At 59.7% G+C, this 19,396-nt stretch carries 16 protein-coding genes; 7 read left to right on the forward strand and 9 right to left on the reverse strand.

The window, feature by feature from the left end:
- Nucleotides 1-68: 68 nt before the first annotated feature.
- The 4 genes from pstA to GVL50_RS17410 all read right to left on the reverse strand — a co-directional run bounded on the left by pstA (nt 69) and on the right by GVL50_RS17410 (nt 6,883).
- Nucleotides 69-1,739: a phosphate ABC transporter permease PstA gene (gene pstA, locus GVL50_RS17395; RefSeq protein WP_159814466.1), complete on the reverse strand. Its 1,671-nt coding sequence runs from the start codon at nt 1,737-1,739 to the stop codon at nt 69-71.
- A 16-nt stretch (nt 1,740-1,755) separates the two neighbouring features.
- Nucleotides 1,756-3,789 (reverse strand): ABC transporter permease subunit, encoded by a 2,034-nt coding sequence (locus GVL50_RS17400; protein WP_178124202.1) that lies wholly within the window; start codon nt 3,787-3,789, stop codon nt 1,756-1,758.
- A gap of 553 nt (nt 3,790-4,342) precedes the next feature.
- Entirely contained in the window at nt 4,343-5,344 is a 1,002-nt protein-coding gene (locus GVL50_RS17405) for a phosphate ABC transporter substrate-binding protein PstS (RefSeq protein ID WP_034152107.1), read from the reverse strand.
- A gap of 240 nt (nt 5,345-5,584) precedes the next feature.
- Entirely contained in the window at nt 5,585-6,883 is a 1,299-nt protein-coding gene (locus GVL50_RS17410) for an MFS transporter (protein ID WP_053125141.1), read from the reverse strand.
- A gap of 376 nt (nt 6,884-7,259) precedes the next feature.
- Between GVL50_RS17410 and GVL50_RS17415 the strand changes: the two genes are divergently transcribed.
- Nucleotides 7,260-7,664: an acyl-CoA thioesterase gene (locus GVL50_RS17415; protein WP_003229628.1), complete on the forward strand. Its 405-nt coding sequence runs from the start codon at nt 7,260-7,262 to the stop codon at nt 7,662-7,664.
- A 57-nt stretch (nt 7,665-7,721) separates the two neighbouring features.
- Nucleotides 7,722-8,621 (forward strand): D-hexose-6-phosphate mutarotase, encoded by a 900-nt coding sequence (locus tag GVL50_RS17420; RefSeq protein ID WP_159814470.1) that lies wholly within the window; start codon nt 7,722-7,724, stop codon nt 8,619-8,621.
- Nucleotides 8,622-8,704: 83 nt separating this feature from the next.
- Here the strand turns inward: GVL50_RS17420 and GVL50_RS17425 are convergent, their stop codons facing one another.
- The 4 genes from GVL50_RS17425 to purE all read right to left on the reverse strand — a co-directional run bounded on the left by GVL50_RS17425 (nt 8,705) and on the right by purE (nt 11,274).
- Complete coding sequence (locus tag GVL50_RS17425) at nt 8,705-9,241, reverse strand: DUF3299 domain-containing protein (protein ID WP_007920225.1); 537 nt, start codon at nt 9,239-9,241, stop codon at nt 8,705-8,707.
- A 93-nt stretch (nt 9,242-9,334) separates the two neighbouring features.
- Nucleotides 9,335-9,580, reverse strand: coding sequence for a GlsB/YeaQ/YmgE family stress response membrane protein (locus tag GVL50_RS17430; RefSeq protein ID WP_016772475.1), 246 nt, complete (start codon nt 9,578-9,580; stop codon nt 9,335-9,337).
- 109 nt (nt 9,581-9,689) lie between these two features.
- Complete coding sequence (locus GVL50_RS17435; protein WP_159814472.1) at nt 9,690-10,772, reverse strand: 5-(carboxyamino)imidazole ribonucleotide synthase; 1,083 nt, start codon at nt 10,770-10,772, stop codon at nt 9,690-9,692.
- Between the two features lie 10 nt (nt 10,773-10,782).
- The gene (gene purE, locus GVL50_RS17440; protein ID WP_159814474.1) at nt 10,783-11,274 is read right to left on the reverse strand and encodes a 5-(carboxyamino)imidazole ribonucleotide mutase; all 492 of its coding nucleotides are present in this window, start codon (nt 11,272-11,274) and stop codon (nt 10,783-10,785) included.
- A 505-nt stretch (nt 11,275-11,779) separates the two neighbouring features.
- Here purE and GVL50_RS17445 point away from each other — a divergent pair.
- A complete protein-coding gene (locus GVL50_RS17445; RefSeq protein WP_159814476.1) occupies nt 11,780-12,160 on the forward strand; it encodes a hypothetical protein in 381 nt (126 codons plus the stop codon).
- A gap of 304 nt (nt 12,161-12,464) precedes the next feature.
- Here the strand turns inward: GVL50_RS17445 and GVL50_RS17450 are convergent, their stop codons facing one another.
- Nucleotides 12,465-13,373 (reverse strand): LysR substrate-binding domain-containing protein, encoded by a 909-nt coding sequence (locus GVL50_RS17450; RefSeq protein ID WP_159814478.1) that lies wholly within the window; start codon nt 13,371-13,373, stop codon nt 12,465-12,467.
- Nucleotides 13,374-13,553: 180 nt separating this feature from the next.
- Here GVL50_RS17450 and GVL50_RS17455 point away from each other — a divergent pair, with 180 nt between their 5' ends.
- The 4 genes from GVL50_RS17455 to GVL50_RS17470 all read left to right on the forward strand — a co-directional run bounded on the left by GVL50_RS17455 (nt 13,554) and on the right by GVL50_RS17470 (nt 19,333).
- A complete protein-coding gene (locus GVL50_RS17455; protein WP_159814480.1) occupies nt 13,554-14,978 on the forward strand; it encodes an aspartate ammonia-lyase in 1,425 nt (474 codons plus the stop codon).
- 485 nt (nt 14,979-15,463) lie between these two features.
- The gene (locus GVL50_RS17460; protein WP_053125151.1) at nt 15,464-16,912 is read left to right on the forward strand and encodes a sodium:alanine symporter family protein; all 1,449 of its coding nucleotides are present in this window, start codon (nt 15,464-15,466) and stop codon (nt 16,910-16,912) included.
- A gap of 172 nt (nt 16,913-17,084) precedes the next feature.
- Nucleotides 17,085-18,089 (forward strand): asparaginase, encoded by a 1,005-nt coding sequence (locus GVL50_RS17465; RefSeq protein WP_159814482.1) that lies wholly within the window; start codon nt 17,085-17,087, stop codon nt 18,087-18,089.
- 248 nt (nt 18,090-18,337) lie between these two features.
- Nucleotides 18,338-19,333, forward strand: coding sequence for an AraC family transcriptional regulator (locus tag GVL50_RS17470; RefSeq protein WP_159814484.1), 996 nt, complete (start codon nt 18,338-18,340; stop codon nt 19,331-19,333).
- Nucleotides 19,334-19,396 lie beyond the last annotated feature (63 nt).

Raw genomic sequence — 19,396 nt, forward strand, 5'->3', positions numbered from 1 at the left:
AGCTTCTAGCTGCAAGCTGCAAGTTTGAGCAAAAGCGGCTTGTAGCTTGCCGCTTGTGGCTAATGGCTTTAGCTATCCAGTGCTTTGTATTTTTCGCGCAGGTGGTTGCGGATATACACCGCCGACAGGTTCAACGTGGCGATCACCAGCACCAGCAACAGCGCCGTGGCGTACACCAGCGGACGCGCCGCCTCGACGTTCGGGCTCTGGAAGCCGACGTCATAAATGTGGAAGCCCAGGTGCATGATCTTCTGATCGAGGTGCAGGTACGGGTAGTTGCCGTCCACCGGCAGCGACGGCGCCAGTTTCACCACACCCACCAGCATCAGCGGCGCTACTTCACCGGCGGCGCGAGCCACGGCGAGGATCATGCCGGTCATCATCGCCGGGCTGGCCATCGGGATCACGATCTTCCACAAGGTTTCAGCCTTGGTCGCGCCGAGGGCCAACGAGCCTTCACGCACGGTACGCGGGATACGCGCCAGACCTTCCTCGGTCGCCACGATCACCACTGGCACCGCCAGCAGCGCCAGGGTCAGCGAGGCCCAGAGCAACCCCGGTGTACCGAAGGTCGGTGCCGGCAGCGCTTCCGGGAAGAACAAGCGGTCGACCGAACCACCGAGTACATAAACGAAGAAGCCCAGACCGAACACGCCGTAAACGATCGCCGGTACGCCGGCGAGGTTGTTCACCGCGATACGGATGATCCGCGTCAGGGTGTTCTGCTTGGCGTATTCACGCAGGTACACCGCCGCCAGCACGCCGAACGGGGTGACGATCATCGCCATGATCAGGGTCATCATCACGGTGCCGAAGATCGCCGGGAAAATCCCGCCTTCAGTGTTCGCTTCACGCGGGTCGTCCGAAAGGAATTCCCAGATCTTGCTGAAGTAGAAACCGACCTTGGTGAAGGTGCTCATCGCGTTCGGCTGGTAGGCGTGAACCACTTTGCCCAGACCGATTTCGATCTCTTTGCCATTGGCATCGCGAGCGGTCAGGGCATCGCGGTTGAACTGTGCATGCAGATCGGCCAGACGTGCTTCGATGTCCTGATAACGCGCGTTCAGTTCGGCACGCTCGGATTCCATGTCCGCTTGCGCGGTGGCGTCGAGCTTGCCTTCCAGTTCCAGTTTGCGACCGTGCAGACGGATGCGTTCCAGCCCTGCGTTGATCGCACCGATGTCGGTTTTTTCCAGCGACTTCAGCTGTGCCGCCAGACCGTTTACCCGGTTGATCCGCGCTTGCAGCTCAGGCCAAGCAGCTTCGCCCTCGGCGATAACCTTGCCATCCTGTTTGACGTTGACCAGGTAGCCGTAGAAGTTGCCCCACTCGCGACGTTCGATCGCCATCAACTCCGGCGGCGTGGTCTGGTTGGTCAGCCAGTCGCCGACGATCCAGGTGAAGTCGTTGCCGTTCAAGTCACGGTTGCCGACCTTGATCAGCTCGCGGGTCATGAATTCCGGGCCAACGTCCGGCACCGGCAAACCGGCGCTCTTCAGACGAGCACGTGGCACTTCTTCTTTCTGTACCACTTCGCCAACGACCAGATGCTGGGCCTGACCCGGCACGTCGTAGCTGGCATGCACCAGATCCGCCGGCCAGAAGTGACCCAGACCGCGCACGGCAATCACTGCCAACAGGCCAATGGTCATGATGACCGCGATGGACACCGCGCCACCGCTGATCCAGACGCCCGGGGCGCCGCTCTTGAACCATCCTTTCAGGGAGTTCTGTTTCACAGACTTCTACCTTTGCTTAAAGCGACGAGTATTTCTTGCGCAGACGCTGACGAATCAGTTCTGCCAGGGTGTTCATGACGAAGGTGAACAACAGCAGCACCAGCGCCGAGAGGAACAGCACGCGGTAGTGGCTGCCGCCGACTTCCGACTCGGGCATTTCCACCGCGACGTTGGCGGCCAGGGTACGCAGGCCTTCGAACAGGTTCATTTCCATGACCGGGGTGTTACCGGTGGCCATCAACACGATCATGGTTTCGCCGACCGCACGGCCCATGCCGATCATCAGCGCCGAGAAGATGCCCGGGCTGGCAGTCAGGATCACCACGCGAGTCATGGTCTGCCACGGTGTGGCACCGAGAGCCAGCGAACCGAGGGTCAAGCCGCGCGGCACGCTGAACACGGCGTCTTCGGCGATGGAGTAGATGTTCGGGATCACCGCGAAGCCCATTGCCAGACCCACCACCAGTGCGTTGCGCTGGTCGTAAGTGATGCCGAGGTCGTGGGAGATCCACATGCGCATGTCGCCGCCGAAGAACCAGTTCTCCATGAACGGACTCATGTACAGCGACAGCCAGCCCACAAATAGAATCACTGGAATCAGCAGAGCACTTTCCCAACCGTCCGGGACTTTCAGGCGGATCGATTCAGGCAGGCGGCTGAAGGTGAAACCGGCGACCAGAATGCCGATCGGCAACAACATCAGCAGGCTGAAAATGCCCGGCAAATGCCCTTCTACATAAGGCGCGAGGAACAGACCGGCGAAGAAACCGAGGATTACCGTCGGCATCGCTTCCATCAGCTCGATCACCGGTTTGACCTTGCGGCGCATGCCCGGGGCCATGAAGTACGCGGTGTAGATCGCCGCAGCAACCGCCAGCGGCGCGGCCAGCAGCATCGCGTAGAACGCGGCTTTCAGGGTGCCGAAGGTCAGTGGCGAAAGGCTCAGTTTCGGTTCGAAATCGGTGTTGGCCGCGGTCGATTGCCAGACGTATTTAGGCTCGTCGTAGTTCTCGTACCAGACCTTGCTCCACAGTGCGCTCCACGACACTTCCGGGTGCGGGTTGTCGAGCAGCAGCGGTTGCAGCTTGCCGCCGGCTTCAACAATTACACGGTTGGCGCGTGGCGACAGACCGAACAGGCCCTGACCTTCTACCACTTGATCGACCAACAGCGTGCGGTGCGCGGTGCTGTGGAACACGCCGAGCTTGCCGCTGGCATCCAAAGCGAGGAAGCCTTTACGACGCTCTTCAGCGGTGATTTCAACGATCGGCGTGGTACCCATCTGGAAGGTGCGAATCTGCTTCAGACGCTGCTCGCCATCCGGGTCACGCGCCATGAACCACTGGGCCAGACCGCCCTTGGAGTCGCCAATGATCAGCGAGATACCACCGACCAACTGAGTGGAAGCGGTGACTTCAGCGTCGCCGTCTTCGAGCAGTTTGTAGCGACCGTTGAGGCTCTTATCGCGCAGGCTGAACACGTCGGCCTGAGCACGCCCGTTGACCACGTACAGCCATTGCTGGCGTGGGTCGACGAAGATGTTTTTCACCGACTCGGTCATCTGCGGCAGATCGATACGCTTCTGCTCGTTGGTGACTTCGCCGGTCATCATGTTTTCTTCGCTGGTCAGCGACAACACGTTGAGTTGCGAACCGGTCGAGCCCACCAGCATCAAGGTCGTGTCGCTGGCGTTGAGGCTGACGTGCTCCAGCGCACCGCCGCTTTCGTTGAGCGCAATAGGCGTCTCGCCGTACGGATACTCGATGGCCGGGGTGATGGTTTTCTTGCCATCGGGGTAGCTGACTTTATAGGTGTGACGGAACACCAGCGCCTGACCGTTGGACAGGCCCACGGCCACCAGCGGATGACCCGGCTGATCTTCACCCAGCGAGGTCACGGTGGTGCCGGCCGGAACCGGCAGATCGACGCGCTTCAATTCAGCGCCACTGTCGATATCAAAGAACAGCGCCTGACCCTTGTCGGACACGCGCATGGCCACCTGATTCTGCTCTTCGAGCGAAATCATCAGCGGCTTGCCGGCGTCCTGCATCCAGGCGGGGGTGATCGCATCTTTCGCGGTCAGATCGGCACCCTTGAACAGCGGCGCAACCACGTAGGCGAGGAAGAAGAAGATCAGGGTGATGGCTGCCAGCACCGCCAGGCCGCCAACGAGGACGTACCAACGGGTGAAGCGATCCTTGAGCGCGCGAATGCGGCGCTTGCGTTGCAGCTCAGGCGTATTGAAATCAATGCGCTTGGGAGGGGAAGTCGTAGTCATTGGGGAATTGGCCAGATCATTCATGCGCACACCCTAGCGATCCTGTATGACAGAAAGATGACAATGCAGTGACGCACCAAATCCACCGCCAGCGGGTACTGGAGGAGGATCGAAGAATTCGAAGGTTCGCGGTGCCCTGTGGGGCCCGCCTGAAACCTGCTGTAACGGAAACGTTTGAAACCTGTGTAGGAGCTGACGAGGGAACCGAGGCTGCGATCTTTTGATCTTGCAGTCAGAGGCCAGATCAAAAGATCGCAGCCTCGTTTCACTCGACAGCTCCTACAGGGGTTCCTGCAGATCCGGGGATTAGCCCGGATCTACGGGGTTACTTCTTTGCGACTTCAGCGCCGCCTTCTTGCAGACCGAGGTCAGCCAGTGCTTTTGCAGCAACCTTGGCTGGCAGCGGGATGTAGCCGTCTTTCACTACGACTTCCTGGCCCTGTTTCGACAGCACCAGTTTCACGAACTCAGCTTCCAGCGGGGCCAGAGGCTTGTTCGGGGCTTTGTTGACGTAAACGTAGAGGAAACGCGACAGCGGGTACTTGCCGTTCAGGGCGTTTTCTTCGGTGTCTTCGATGAAGTCAGTGCTGCCCTTCTTCGACAGAGCAACGGTTTTCACGCTGGCGGTTTTGTAACCGATGCCCGAGTAACCGATGCCGTTCAGCGAGGAGCTGATCGACTGCACAACCGACGCCGAACCTGGTTGTTCGTTAACGTTTGGTTTGTAGTCGCCTTTGCACAGGGCTTCTTCTTTGAAGTAGCCGTAGGTGCCGGATACCGAGTTACGACCGAACAGCTGCACTGGCTTGTTGGCCAGGTCGCCGGTCACGCCCAGGTCGCCCCAGGTTTTCACGTCGGCTTTGGCGCCGCACAGACGGGTCGACGAGAAGATTGCGTCAACCTGTTCCATGGTCAGATGCTGGATCGGGTTGTCCTTGTGCACGAATACGGCCAAGGCATCCACAGCCACCGGGATAGCGGTTGGCTTGTAGCCGTACTTCTGCTCGAAAGCAGCCAGTTCGGTGTCCTTCATCTTGCGGCTCATCGGGCCCAGGTTGGAGGTGCCTTCAGTCAGCGCAGGTGGCGCAGTGGCGGAGCCAGCGGCCTGAATCTGGATGTTTACGTTCGGGTATTCTTTTTTGTAGTTCTCAGCCCAGAGGGTCATGAGGTTGGCCAGGGTATCGGAGCCGACGCTGGACAGGTTGCCCGACACACCAGTGGTCTTGGTGTAGCTCGGGATAGCAGGGTCAACAGCGGCGAACGCGTTGGCAGTCGCAACGCCAGCAGCGACAAAAGTCATTGCCGCCATCAAACGCTTCAGTTTCATGCCTTACTCCTAGCAGATAGGGTGTGTTAAGTCGGGGCCAAGTATCAGCAGGCCGTGTGAACACTCTATGGCTGAAATATGACAATTGGATGAAAGGCCAGCATGTCGCAACCGATCGTTCCCACGCTCTGCGTGGGAACGCCGCCATGGACGCTCTGCGTCCGCATTTGAGAGGTGACGCGGAGCGTCACAGGATGCATTCCCACGCGGAGCGTGGGAACGATCAGGCGGCAGGGGAAATCAGCGCCCCTTCTTCCAGAGCCACGCCCCCACCAGCATCCCCATCGCGCACAGCACCGCCACATAATAAGCAGGCCCCATCGCGCTTTCCTTCAGCAGCAAACTCACCACCATCGGCGTCAAACCGCCAAAGATCGCGTAAGCCACGTTGTACGAGAACGACAACCCGCTGAAGCGCACCACCGGCGGAAACGCTTTCACCATCACATACGGCACCGCACCAATGGTACCGACCAGGAAACCAGTCAGCGCATACAGCGGGAACAGCCAGTTCGGGTGATCGGCGAGGCTGTGATAGAACGTCCACGAGCTGATCAGCAGGCCCAGGCAACCGAACACAAACACGCGGCCGGCACCAAAGCGATCCGCCAATGCGCCGGAAATGATGCAGCCGATGCTCAGGAACACGATCGCCAGACTGTTCGACTGCAGCGACTCGGTCGGCGTGAAGTGATAAACGGTTTGCAGCACGGTCGGGGTCATCAGAATGACCACGACGATGCCAGCGGAGAGCAACCAGGTCAGCAGCATCGAGATCGCAATCGCGCCGCGATGGTCGCGCAGCACCGCACGCAGCGGCACTTCTTCAGCCAAGGCTTTACGCTGTTGCAGCTCGGCGAACACCGGGGTTTCGTGCAGCCAGCGGCGCAGGTAAACCGAGAACAGGCCGAACACACCGCCGAGCAGGAACGGAATCCGCCAGGCGTAATCGGACACTTCGGCAGGCGTATAAATGCTGTTGATCGCGGTGGCGACCAGCGAGCCGAGCAGGATGCCGGCGGTCAGGCCGCTGGTGAGGGTGCCGCAGGCATAACCCATGTGCTTTTGCGGGACGTGTTCGGAAACGAAGACCCACGCGCCCGGCACTTCCCCACCGATGGCCGCGCCCTGAATCACGCGCATCACCAGCAGCAGAATCGGCGCCCACATGCCGATCTGTGCGTATGTAGGCAGCAGACCCATGATCAGGGTCGGCACGGCCATCATGAAAATGCTCAGGGTGAACATCTTCTTGCGCCCCAGCAGGTCGCCGAAGTGCGCCATGACGATGCCGCCCAACGGCCGCGCGAGGTAGCCGGCGGCGAAGATGCCGAAGGTCTGCATCAGACGCAGCCACTCGGGCATGTCGGCCGGGAAGAACAGCTTGCCGACCACGGTGGCGAAGAAGACGAAGATGATGAAATCGTAGAACTCCAGCGCGCCACCGAGGGCGGACAGCGACAGAGTCTTGTAGTCATTGCGGGTCAACGGTCGTGCGGGTTGCTCGGGCTGCGCGAGGCTCGAAGGCGCTGTGGTCATGGCAAGGGCTTCTCTTATAGTCGGATCTGCCGCCACAACAACGCTGGCGGTGGCTTGGGCAGGTTCGGCACCATAGCAAATTGTTCGAAAAAGCACATAGAGGCGCGTATTTGACGGTCGAAATGAGAACCGGATGGTCGTCGTGGAGTCTACCGACCGATATACTCGCAACCTGCTCCGGTTTGTAGGGGGTTGCTGTGCGAAAACGTCGTTGGCCCGGCCTTTGCTCGGGATTAGCCGGTTTCGCAGAGTTTCTCCTTAGGCGCCTGATGGAAAACGTGACGAACGTAGTATGTTCGGTGCTGAATCGTTTTTCCCGAAGACGGCTACCACCAGCAATACCAACGATGAGTCACGGGTCAGAGGCACCCTCGGCATGATAGAGCTCGAACAAGAAGATCCGATCCCGCAAGGCGACTTGGCCTTGCAAATCACCGCACTCCCGCGCGAAACCAACGGCTTTGGCGATATTTTCGGCGGCTGGCTGGTGGCGCAGATGGATTTGGCCGGCACCGCGATGGCCAGCCGTGTTGCCGGTGGCCGCGTCGCTACCGTTGCCATCGACCGCATGGCGTTCCTCGTGCCGGTCGCTGTCGGCGCACAATTGTCCTTCTATACGCAGACCCTGGAAATCGGCCGCAGCTCGATCCAGATGATGGTCGAAGTGTGGAGCGACGACCCGCTGTCCAGCGAGTGGCGTAAAGTGACCGAAGCGGTTTTCGTCTTCGTCGCCATCGACGGCAGCGGCCGCACTCGCTCGGTGCCGCCACGCGCGCGCTAAACCTCGCGGCCGTTTTACGGTCGATAGTTGTCCTTGTTACTGATTGAGAGCTGTCCGATGAACACGCCCAACGTTGAAGCCGTGAAACTGGATGAACTGAACTGCTGGCGAATTCGCCACGGTCAGGCCGAAGTGCTGGTGGCCCAGCAAGGCGCGCACATCCTCAGTTATCAGATCGATGGGCAGCCGCCGATCATCTGGCTCAACGATAAGGCAGTGTTCAAGACTGGCAAGAGCATCCGCGCCGGCGTGCCGGTGTGCTGGCCGTGGTTCGGCAAGTTCGAACGCAACCCGCAGAGCGTGCAGGCCATGTACACCGGCGAGCAACCGGCACCCGCGCACGGTCTGGTGCGGGCGATGGATTGGGAGTTGGGTGGCATCGAATCAGAGGCTGATGGCGTGAAGGTGGAGTTCAAACTGCCCTATCCCGAAGGCGGCCTGCCGGACTGGCCGCATCAGGTCGATTTGACCCTGACTCTGCACTTGTCCGAGCAACTGAGTTTCAGCCTGACCAGCCACAACCGTGGCAGTGACACCGTCAGTCTGAGCCAGGCGCTGCACACCTATTTCGCGGTCAGTGATGTGCGCAATGTGCACGTCGACGGCGTCGATGGCTTGAAGTACATCGAGACGCTGGATGACTGGAAAACCAACAGCCAGCAAGGTGACCTGCAGTTTGCCGGGGAAACCGACCGCATCTACCTCAACGCTCCACCACAACTGAGCATCGTCGACCCGACCTGGGAGCGGCGCATTGTGCTGACCGCCACCGGCTCGCGCACGGCAGTGATCTGGAACCCGTGGATCGATCGCGCGGCAGCGTTGGCGGATATGGATAACGATGGCTGGCAGCGCATGCTATGCATCGAGACGGCGAATGTGATGGATGACATCGTCACGCTCGCGCCGGGTGCGAGCCATACCATGGGCGTCAGTGTCGCCAGCAAACCGCTTTAAGATCAAAAGATCGCAGCCTTCGGCAGCTCCTGCATTGGAATGCATATCCCTGTAGGAGCTGCCGAAGGCTGCGATCTTTTGCTTTATAGATCAGATTCCTGCACCACCCGCACTTTGTCCGCTTCCAGCGCATACGCCGCGTCAGCCAGATCATTGCTGACCTTCTCGACTTTCAGCGTGCCGGTCACCCACAGCGGCGTGTAAATGTCATCCAGCTTCAAACCCTTCGGATAACGCACCAGCACCAGTTGATTCGGTGGCGGTGGCGGCACGTGGATGCAGGCGCCCGGATACGGCACGAGGAAGAACAACGTGCTGCGACCCTTGGCGTCAGACTCCAGCGGCACCGGATAACCACCGATGCGGATGTGTTTGTCGTTCATCGACGCCACGGTTTTGGTCGAATACATCACTGCCGGCAGACCTTTGGCCTGCTTCATCCCGCCCTTCTCGGTGAAGGTGCCGGTGGCTTCCGGGGAGTTGTGGTCGATTTCAGGCATGGCCTCAAGGGCCTTTTGATCCGACTTTGGCATCAGTTCGAGCCAGTCGGTTTCCGGCAGTTCGCCGGCGTGGGCCAAACCGCTGCCCAGGAAAAGGAGAGTCAACAGAAGACGGCGCATGAAGGTGCTCGGTATAGAAAGGAAGGAACGTTGAATCGCCGAGCATTCTAGCCCTCCCTGCCGCGTTGGCAGAGAGGACTTTGTCGCTTTGGATCAGTTCTTTTTGATCAGGCCGTAGATCACCAGCAACACGACTGCACCGACCAGTGCGCCGAGGAAGCCTGCGCCCTCGCCCGCCTGATAAATGCCCAGAGCCTGGCCGCCATAAGTGGCCGCCAGCGAACCGCCGATACCGAGCAGGATGGTCATGATCCAGCCCATGCTGTCATCGCCCGGTTTCAGGAACCGAGCCAGCAGGCCGACGATCAAGCCGATAAAGATGGTTCCGATAATTCCCATGGCAATTCCCTCTCAGTAGTAGATATGCGAAGCCTAGTCAGACTTTGGCATCCTGCCATGAGAGAACGGCGGCCCCTGAATGGTTCCGCCGCAGACACATGAAACTGAATTACTCGGCGATCAGCGCTTCGACCTTGACGATCTGCGCCTGCAGCGTGGCCATGTCGGCGCAGCGCAGGTTGGCGTGACCGACCTTGCGCCCGGCCTTGAAGGCTTTGCCGTAGTGATGCAGATGGCAATCTTCGATGGCGATGACCTTCTCAACCGGCGGCACAACGCCGATGAAGTTGAGCATTGCGCTCTCGCCAACCTTGGCCGTCGAACCCAACGGCAGGCCGGCAACGGCGCGCAGGTGGTTTTCGAACTGGCTGCACTCGGCGCCTTCGGTGGTCCAGTGCCCGGAGTTGTGCACGCGCGGGGCGATTTCGTTGGCCTTGAGCCCACCGTCGACTTCAAAGAACTCGAACGCCATCACGCCAACGTAGTCGAGTTGCTTGAGCACACGGCTCGAGTAGTCTTCGGCCAACGCCTGCAACGGGTGATCGGTGCTGGCAACGGACAGCTTGAGGATGCCGCTGTCGTGGGTGTTGTGTACCAGCGGATAGAACTTGGTTTCGCCATCACGAGCGCGCACGGCGATCAGCGAGACTTCACCGGTGAACGGCACAAAGCCTTCCAGCAGGCAGGAGACGCTGCCCAGTTCGGCGAAGGTGTCGACCACGTCTTCCGGCTTGCGCAGGACTTTCTGGCCCTTGCCGTCATAACCCAGAGTGCGGGTTTTCAGCACGGCCGGCAGACCGATCGAAGCCACGGCGGCATCCAGATCGGCTTGCGATTGAATGTCGGCGAAGGCCGGGGTCGGGATGCCCAGATCCTTGAACATGCTCTTTTCGAACCAGCGATCGCGAGCGATGCGCAGGGCGTTGGCGCTCGGATAAACCGGAACGAATTGCGACAGGAATGCCACGGTTTCGGCCGGAACACTTTCGAATTCGAAGGTCACCAGATCGACTTCATCGGCGAGTTGGCGCAGATGATCCTGATCGCCGTAATCGGCCCGCAGGTGTTCGCCCAACGCCGCGGCGCAAGCGTCCGGCGCAGGGTCGAGGAAAGCGAAGTTCATGCCCAGCGGAGTGCCCGCCAGGGCCAACATGCGACCCAACTGGCCGCCACCGATTACACCGATCTTCATCTCAACAACCTCAGGCAATACGTGGGTCTGGATTGTCCAGGACGCTGTCTGTCTGCTCGGCACGGAAGGTTTTCAGTACCGCGTGGAACTGCGGATGCTTGGCGCCGAGGATGCTCGCCGAGAGCAGCGCGGCGTTGATCGCGCCGGCCTTGCCGATAGCCAGAGTGGCGACCGGAATGCCCGCTGGCATCTGCACGATGGACAGCAGCGAGTCGACGCCCGAGAGCATGGCCGACTGCACCGGCACACCGAGCACCGGCAGGTGGGTCTTGGCCGCACACATGCCTGGCAAGTGGGCTGCGCCACCGGCACCGGCGATAATCACCTCGATGCCGCGGCTTTCAGCCTCTTCGGCGTACTGGAACAGCAGATCCGGGGTACGGTGGGCAGAGACCACTTTGACCTCGTACGGGATGCCGAGCTTTTCCAGCATATCGGCGGTGTGGCTAAGGGTGGACCAATCGGACTTGGAGCCCATGATCACGCCAACCAGTACACTCATCGTCGCGCCTCTTCTCTCTGGAGCGCCCGCAGGCGCGTCATAAAACAACAAGCCACGCAGGTTGCGTGGCTTGATTGTACGAAAAATGGCCGGTCGTGCCGGCCGAAGGCCGCGCAGTATACCGCAAAGAAAGCAATAAACAGCCCCTTCGACGACCATCTGTCTTAGCGGCTCTTTTTCTGTTTTTGCTGACTTTCAAGTCAGCGCGCCAGCCTCTGCAAACCGTTTCAGCTCGGCATTAACGGCGCAAGGCCGCCTGCGAATATTAAGCATTACAAACATCAAATAACGCCAACATAAAAACAACTATCCATGCTGCAATACTTGATAACAGAACATTAACTGACACATATAAAGACTGCACAAACAAACACTAACACGCTAATAATCCGACCCTGCCTTACAACGAGGCACACACCTAATTCATCCAAACTTTTCCACTTCGAAAACAACTAAAATGCCAAATATATTAACAATCACATGTGCGCTGCTTGGCAGCCTGTTCATGACTACGATGACTCAAGCCACAGTCGCTATCGATGACACTCCATGGCCAGCTGAACAAAACACGACGCTAGCCAGGTCGCTCGCTGCGCCGCTTGGCGGAAAAATACCGATATTCATCCACGCCTTCATCCACGACGATGTAACCCAGCCACAGTCGGAGATATTTGCCGAACATTTCCTGCCTATGGTCAAGGAACTGGAGGGCGTTACGGGACGCCGCGTATCAGTTCAATTCATACGCAATCAGCCGACTTATACTGACTTTGCGTATATGAATGAAGACGAGCTAGTCACTATGAAAAAGTGGAGGGATCGCACGCACGACTATAAAGTCGAAAAAATCTTCCGTCCACACGAACTACAAAATTCATTCTACTGACCAAAAGCGCTCTAAATGATCGTGTCGCTGGCCTTGCCGGAACTGGGCAACAAGCGGCCATTGCATCTCTCAAGTCAGCAGCCAATGTCGGACATGAAATTGGCCACACGCTAGACGCCCTGCATGAAAATTCTGAAGTGTTCTACCGAGGCGGCTGGTGGTGTGAAAGTTACATGATCCCGAACCCGAAATTGTTGGTCGGCAACTGCCACACCTTCACTGAAGCTAATCGGGCAAGGATCAGTAACTTTTTGAGCAATGTTCCCTGAACGCATTTTTCCGCGACACGGCGGCTGCACGGACATCACGCACCGCCAGCCGCACCGCCTTCAAGCTTGCGCCACAGCAGGCGCACGTTGGCTTTGCGCACCAAGGCGCAGCGGTAGAGGCGAATCTCCAGCGGCACATGCCATTGCGGGCCGCCGCACACGACCAGTTCGCCTCGTGCCAATTCCGCACGCACGCTGAGTTGCGGCACCCAGGCAATGCCCAACCCTTCCAGCGCCATGCTCTTCAAACTGTCCGCCATCGCGGTTTCATAAATAGTGGTAAAGCGCACCTGGCGCTGACGCAGCAAGCCATTCACCGAGCGCCCGAGAAATGCCCCGGCGCTGTAAGCAAGCAGCGGCACACTCGCCTCGCCTTCCAGATCGAACAACGGCTTGCCCTCGGCATCCGCCGCGCACACCGGCAGCATCTCGGTCTGGCCCAAATGCAGCGAGGGGAAAATTTCCGGGTCCATCTGCATCGCCGCGTCCGGGTCGTAGAACGCCAGCATCAGATCGCAGCCACCCTCACGCAGCGCATGCACCGCGTCGCCGACGTTGGTCGCGACCAGTCGCGTGGCAATGTTCAAACCTTCATTGCGCAGTTGCGCGATCCAGCGCGGAAAGAAACCCAGTGCCAGCGAGTGAGCGGCAGCGACTTGCATCACTTCGCCCTGCCCGCCCTCCAGATGATGCAGATGGCGCAGCACTTCACCGAGTTGTTCGACCACCGTGCGCGCGGTCACCAGAAACAACTGCCCCGCCGCCGTCAGTTCGATCGGCGTGCGCGAGCGATTGACCAGGGTCAGCCCCAGCGCCGCTTCGAGGCTGCGGATCCGCCGACTGAATGCCGGCTGCGTCACGAAGCGTCGTTCGGCCGCTTGCGAGAAGCTGCGGGTGGCGGCCAGAGCACTGAAGTCCTCGAGCCATTTGCTTTCCAGATTCATCACGTCCTCCCGGACACGCACCAAAACAGGTCACACGTCTGCCGCGCACGCGGCGTCACACGGGCATTATGCCGAATGTGCATAGGGCAGTGCTTAACAGCATTGGCCCAAAATTCCCCACAAGCCTAGCATTCGCAGCGTTCCGGCACAGACCGGGTCCATATCGAGATGATTTCTATCATGTCCTCCGCTGCATCTTTCCGCACAGAAAACGACCTGCTTGGCGCCCTCGAAGTACCGGCTCAAGCGTATTACGGCATCCAGACCCTGCGAGCGGTGAATAACTTCCGTCTCTCCGGTGTTCCGATTTCGCATTACCCAAAACTCGTTGTCGGTCTGGCAATGGTCAAACAGGCCGCTGCTGACGCCAACCGCGAGTTGGGTCATCTGAGCGAAGCCAAGCACGCTGCCATCAGCGAAGCCTGTGCCCGATTGATCCGCGGTGATTTCCACGAAGAGTTCGTGGTCGACATGATTCAAGGTGGCGCCGGTACTTCCACCAACATGAACGCCAACGAAGTGATCGCCAACATTGCTCTGGAAGCAATGGGTCACCAGAAAGGCGAGTACCAGTTCCTGCACCCGAACGACGACGTCAACATGGCGCAGTCAACCAACGACGCCTACCCAACGGCGATCCGCCTGGGCCTGTTGCTCGGTCACGACACCCTGCTGGCCAGCCTCGACAGCCTGATTCAGGCGTTCGCGGCCAAGGGCAAAGAATTTGATCACGTCCTGAAAATGGGCCGTACTCAATTGCAAGACGCCGTGCCGATGACCCTCGGCCAGGAATTCCGTGCTTTCGCCACCACCATGGGCGAAGACCTGGCCCGTCTGAAGACGCTGGCCCCGGAACTGCTGACTGAAGTGAACCTGGGCGGCACCGCGATCGGTACCGGCATCAACGCCGACCCGCGTTATCAAGCGCTGGCGGTTCAGCGTCTGGCCCTGATCAGCGGTCAACCGCTGGTTCCGGCGGCCGACCTGATCGAAGCGACTTCCGACATGGGCGCCTTCGTACTGTTCTCCGGCATGCTCAAGCGCACCGCGGTCAAGCTGTCGAAGATCTGCAACGACTTGCGTCTGCTGTCCAGCGGCCCACGCACCGGCATCAACGAAATCAACCTGCCAGCGCGTCAGCCAGGCAGCTCGATCATGCCTGGCAAGGTCAACCCGGTAATCCCGGAAGCTGTGAACCAAGTCGCGTTCCAAGTGATCGGTAACGACCTGGCGCTGACCATGGCAGCCGAAGGCGGCCAACTGCAGCTGAACGTGATGGAGCCGCTGATCGCCTTCAAGATCTTCGACTCGATCCGCCTGCTGCAACGCGCCATGGACATGCTGCGCGAGCACTGCATCGTCGGCATCACCGCCAACGAAGCGCGCTGCCGTGAACTGGTCGAGCACTCGATCGGTCTGGTTACCGCATTGAACCCGTACATCGGCTACAAAAACGCCACCCGCATCGCCGGCCTCGCCCTTGAAAGCGGCCGCGGCGTGCTGGAACTGGTGCGCGAAGAAGGTCTGCTCGACGAAGCCATGCTCGCCGACATCCTGCGCCCGGAAAACATGATTGCTCCGCGTCTGGTTCCGCTCAAAGGCTGAATCGACGCGTTACTTGTAGCACCGCTCACCAGGTCGAGGGACTAGACACCTCTCACCTTTTGAGGGCTTGGGGATTTAGTCCCCAGGCCCTTTTTTTTAACTTCTTTGCGGGCAGGACGTTAAATGTTTTGTGTATTTGATACCGCCAAGATCGCAGCCTTCGGCAGCTCCTACATGATGGATGTACACCTGTAGGAGCTGCCGAAGGCTGCGATCTTTTGATCTTGCAGCATCCTCGTTTCGTCGCTTGCACCACGACTGTGCAGACGGGCGCCGCACTGATCGGTATAGTGCCGCCCCTCTTCGCATGAGCGGTCGTCGGTAACGAGGCCATCACCCATGTGAAACCCGAACTAATAACAAACCCGCGATTTGGAACCGGGACGAAACCTTCGCCTCACCTGTTGTGCCGCGCGCAAACCGGTGTAACACGATGTTTCTCCGATCCAGCATTTGCTTACACAAAAAACAGCGAGGAAAAATCCATGCTCGAAGTCATCAACGACTTCCTCTCAGGCAAAGTACTGATCGTGCTCATTGTCGGGCTCGGTAGCTACTTCACGATTCGCTCGCGTTTCGTTCAACTGCGGCACTTCTTTCACATGTTCGCGGTGTTCCGCGACAGCCTCAAAGGCAGCGCCGGCCAACTCAGCTCGTTCCAGGCCTTGATGCTCAGCCTCGCCGGTCGTGTCGGTGCAGGCAACATCGCCGGTGTCGGCATTGCCGTGACCCTCGGCGGTCCGGGTGCGGTGTTCTGGATGTGGGTGACCGCACTGGTCGGCATGTCCAGCAGCTTCTTCGAATGTACTCTGGCCCAAGTCTACAAACGCGCCGATGGCGACGGTCTGTACCGTGGTGGCCCGGCCTACTACATTCAGCACGGCCTGAAGCTCAAAGGCATGGCAGTGGTGTTCTCCGTTCTGCTGCTGGTCACCTACGGCTTCGCCTTCATTGGCCTGCAGTCCTACACCGTGACCCACTCGCTGCAGAACGCCTTTGAATTCGACCCGCGCCACACCGGTATCGTCCTGGCGGTGCTGCTGGCCATCACCTTCCTCGGCGGCATCAAGCGCATCGCTTCGGTGTCCGACCTGTTGGTACCGATCAAGACCCTGGCCTATATCGGCGTGACCCTGTACGTGATCGGCACCCAGATCGAACACGTGCCCGCCATGCTGGAAACCATCATCAAGAGCGCCTTCGGTCTCGACCCGGCCTTTGGTGGTCTGCTCGGCAGCGCCATCGTCATGGGCGTGAAGCGTGGCGTGTTCGCCAACGAAGCGGGTCTGGGCAGTGCGCCGAACGTCGCCGCCGTGGCTGCGGTGAAACACCCGGGCGCGCAGGGCGTGGTTCAGGCTTTCAGCGTGTTCCTCGACACCTTCGTGATCTGCACCTGCACCGCGCTGCTGATCCTGCTGTCGGGCTTCTACACGCCGGGCTTCGAAGGTGACGGCATCGTCCTGACCCAGAACTCGCTGGCCGCCGTAGTCGGTGACTGGGGCCGCATGTTCGTCAGCGTTGCGCTGTCGCTGTTCGTCTTCACCTGCATCCTCTACAACTACTACCTGGGCGAGAACAGCTTGCAGTTCCTCACCCGCAACCGCGCTGCGCTGATGATTTTCCGTGGCCTGGTGCTGGCGCTGGTGGTCTGGGGTTCGATGCAGGATCTGTCGACCGTGTTCGCCTTCGCCGACATCACCATGACCTGCCTGGCCTTCGTCAACCTGGTGGCTTTGGCCATGCTGTTCAAGGTCGGCATGCGCGTAATGCGCGACTACGACGAGCAGCGCCGCGCCGGCGTCAAACAGCCGGTGTTCGATTCCAGCAAATTCACTGACCTGGATCTGGACCTGAAAGCCTGGCCAACCAACCCGCCGGCAACAGCGGGCAAGACCGAAGCCGAGCCGCAAGGCGTACCTGCAGCGCAACGCTGACAGGTGAATGACGGGCGCATCCCCTGCGCCCGTCAGTTAAAGTGCAATGCATGACCTGTGGGAGCGGGCTTGCTCGCGAAGGCGGTGTGTCAATTGAGTAGATGTCGACTGACACGACGCCTTCGCGAGCAAGCTCGCTCCCACAAGGTATTCATCGTTTTCGGAGAATCCTATGAATTCGTCGACTTATCCCGCCGCCCAACACGTCATGGTGCTCTACACCGGTGGCACTATCGGCATGCAGACCAGTGCCAATGGCCTGGCCCCGGCGTCCGGTTTTGAAGCGCGGATGCGCGATTACCTGCACAGCCAGCCTGAACTCGTCGTGCCGCAGTGGCGCTTTCGCGAGATGTCGCCGCTGATCGACAGCGCCAACATGACCCCGACCTATTGGCAGCAACTGCGTGAAGCGGTGGTCGATGCCGTGGATGTGCAAGGCTGCGACAGCGTGTTGATCCTGCACGGCACCGACACGCTGGCGTACAGCGCGGCGGCGATGAGCTTTCAGTTGCTCCGCCTGCATGCGCGTGTGTGCTTCACCGGTTCGATGCTGCCGGCGGGCGTGACCGACAGCGATGCCTGGGAAAACCTCGGTGGCGCACTGGTTGCCCTCGGCCAAGGCCTGGCGCCGGGCGTGCATTTGTACTTCCACGGCGAACTGCTGGCGCCGACCCGTTGCGCGAAAGTGCGCAGCTTTGGCCGTCATCCGTTCAAGCGTCTGGAGCGTCAGGGTGGCGGTGTGAAAGCGCCTTCGATTCCGGCGTCGTTGAGCTATAACCATCCGAAGCAACTGGCCAAAGTTGCCGTGCTGCCATTGTTCCCCGGCATTAGCGCTGGAGTTCTTGATGGCCTGCTCGACAGCGGCATTCAGGGTCTGGTGCTGGAATGCTACGGCAGCGGCACCGGGCCGAGCGACAACCCGGAGTTTCTGGCGAGCCTCGGCCGCGCGCGGGACAACGGCGTGGTGGTGGTGGCGGTTACGCAATGCCATGAAGGTGGGGTTGAGCTGGATGTGTATGAGGCCGGCAGCCGCTTGCGCGGGGTTGGCGTGTTGTCCGGTGGCGGCATGACCCGTGAGGCGGCGTTTGGCAAGTTGCACGGGTTGCTCGGTGCTGGGCTTGAAACTGAAGAAGTGCGCCGGCTGATTGAACTGGATCTGTGTGGTGAGTTGCTCTGACCAAGGCTCTGGATCGGCCCTCACCCTAGCCCTCTCCCGGAGGGAGAGGGGACTGACCGAGTTGTTTTTCGCTGTCCGTCGACCTGATAAACCGTGTCGATTGTGGATTCGGCAGAGATGTCTCACGTCGGTGCATCTCACCAATATCCCCCAATCGGCCCCCTCTCCCTTTGGGAGAGGGCTGGGGTGAGGGGCTGTGACGGCATATAAATTGCTGCATTCCAGCCATCTCAAGGCTGGAAGATCCCATGCTCCACTCCCACCTCACTACCCTCAACGCGGTCTCGCTGATCCTCAACACCTTCAAAGCCGAAGGCCTGTCGAGCGAGGCGCTGCTCAACGGCAGCGGCATCAGTGCGGCGGATTTAAACCGTGCCGACACACGCATCACCACCAACCAAGAGATGCAGGTCTGCGCCAACGCGGTCGCGCTCAAGCACGATATCGGTCTGGAACTGGGCCGGCGCATGCACGTTTCCTGCTACGGCATCCTCGGTTATGCGCTGCTGACCTGTGCCACCTTCGGTGACGCTTTGCGTTTGGCGATCCGTTATCCGGCGCTGTTGGGAACACTTTTCGAACTGAGCCTGGAAGACGATGGCGAGCGCGTCTGGTTCGTTGCGGCGGACTATCGCGAAAGTCCGGCAATGGCAGTGTTTAATGCCGAGTTCTGCCTGGTCTCGCTGAAGGTGATTTGCGATGACTTGCTCGGGCATCCTCTGCCCTTGCTCGCCACGCGGTTCGAACACGCCGCGCCGGATTACCGCGACAGCTATGCCGAACACTTCAACGCGCCGCTGCACTTCGCCGCCAAGGACAACGCCTTCGCCTTCGACCGACACTGGCTCGATCAACCGTTGCCATTGGCGGATGCCATTACCCACCAAGCCATGGCCGAACGTTGCCGCAAGCAGAACCTCGAATTCACCGGGCGTCAGGCGTGGCTGGGGCGGATCCGCCAGTTGCTCAGTGCGCAATTGAATGCCGCGCCGGGGCTGGAAGGATTGGCGCAGCAGATGAAGTGTTCACCACGCACCTTGCGCCGCCATCTGAAGGACATGGGCAGCAGCTATCAGGAACTGCTCGATGAACTGCGTTTCGAGCGGGCCAAGCAGATGTTGTGTGAGGATCAGTTACCGATCTACCGCATTGCCGAAACCCTCGGCTTCAGCGAGACCGCCAGCTTCCGCCACGCCTTCGTGCGCTGGAGCGGCGTAGCCCCCAGCCAATTCCGCCCACACTGAAGATCAAATGTGGGAGCGGGCTTGCTCGCGAAGGCGGTGTGTCAGATAAGCTGATGTCGACTG

The organism is Pseudomonas sp. 18058 (assembly GCF_902706155.1).
GTDB classification, from domain to species: Bacteria; Pseudomonadota; Gammaproteobacteria; order Pseudomonadales; family Pseudomonadaceae; genus Aquipseudomonas; species Aquipseudomonas rustica.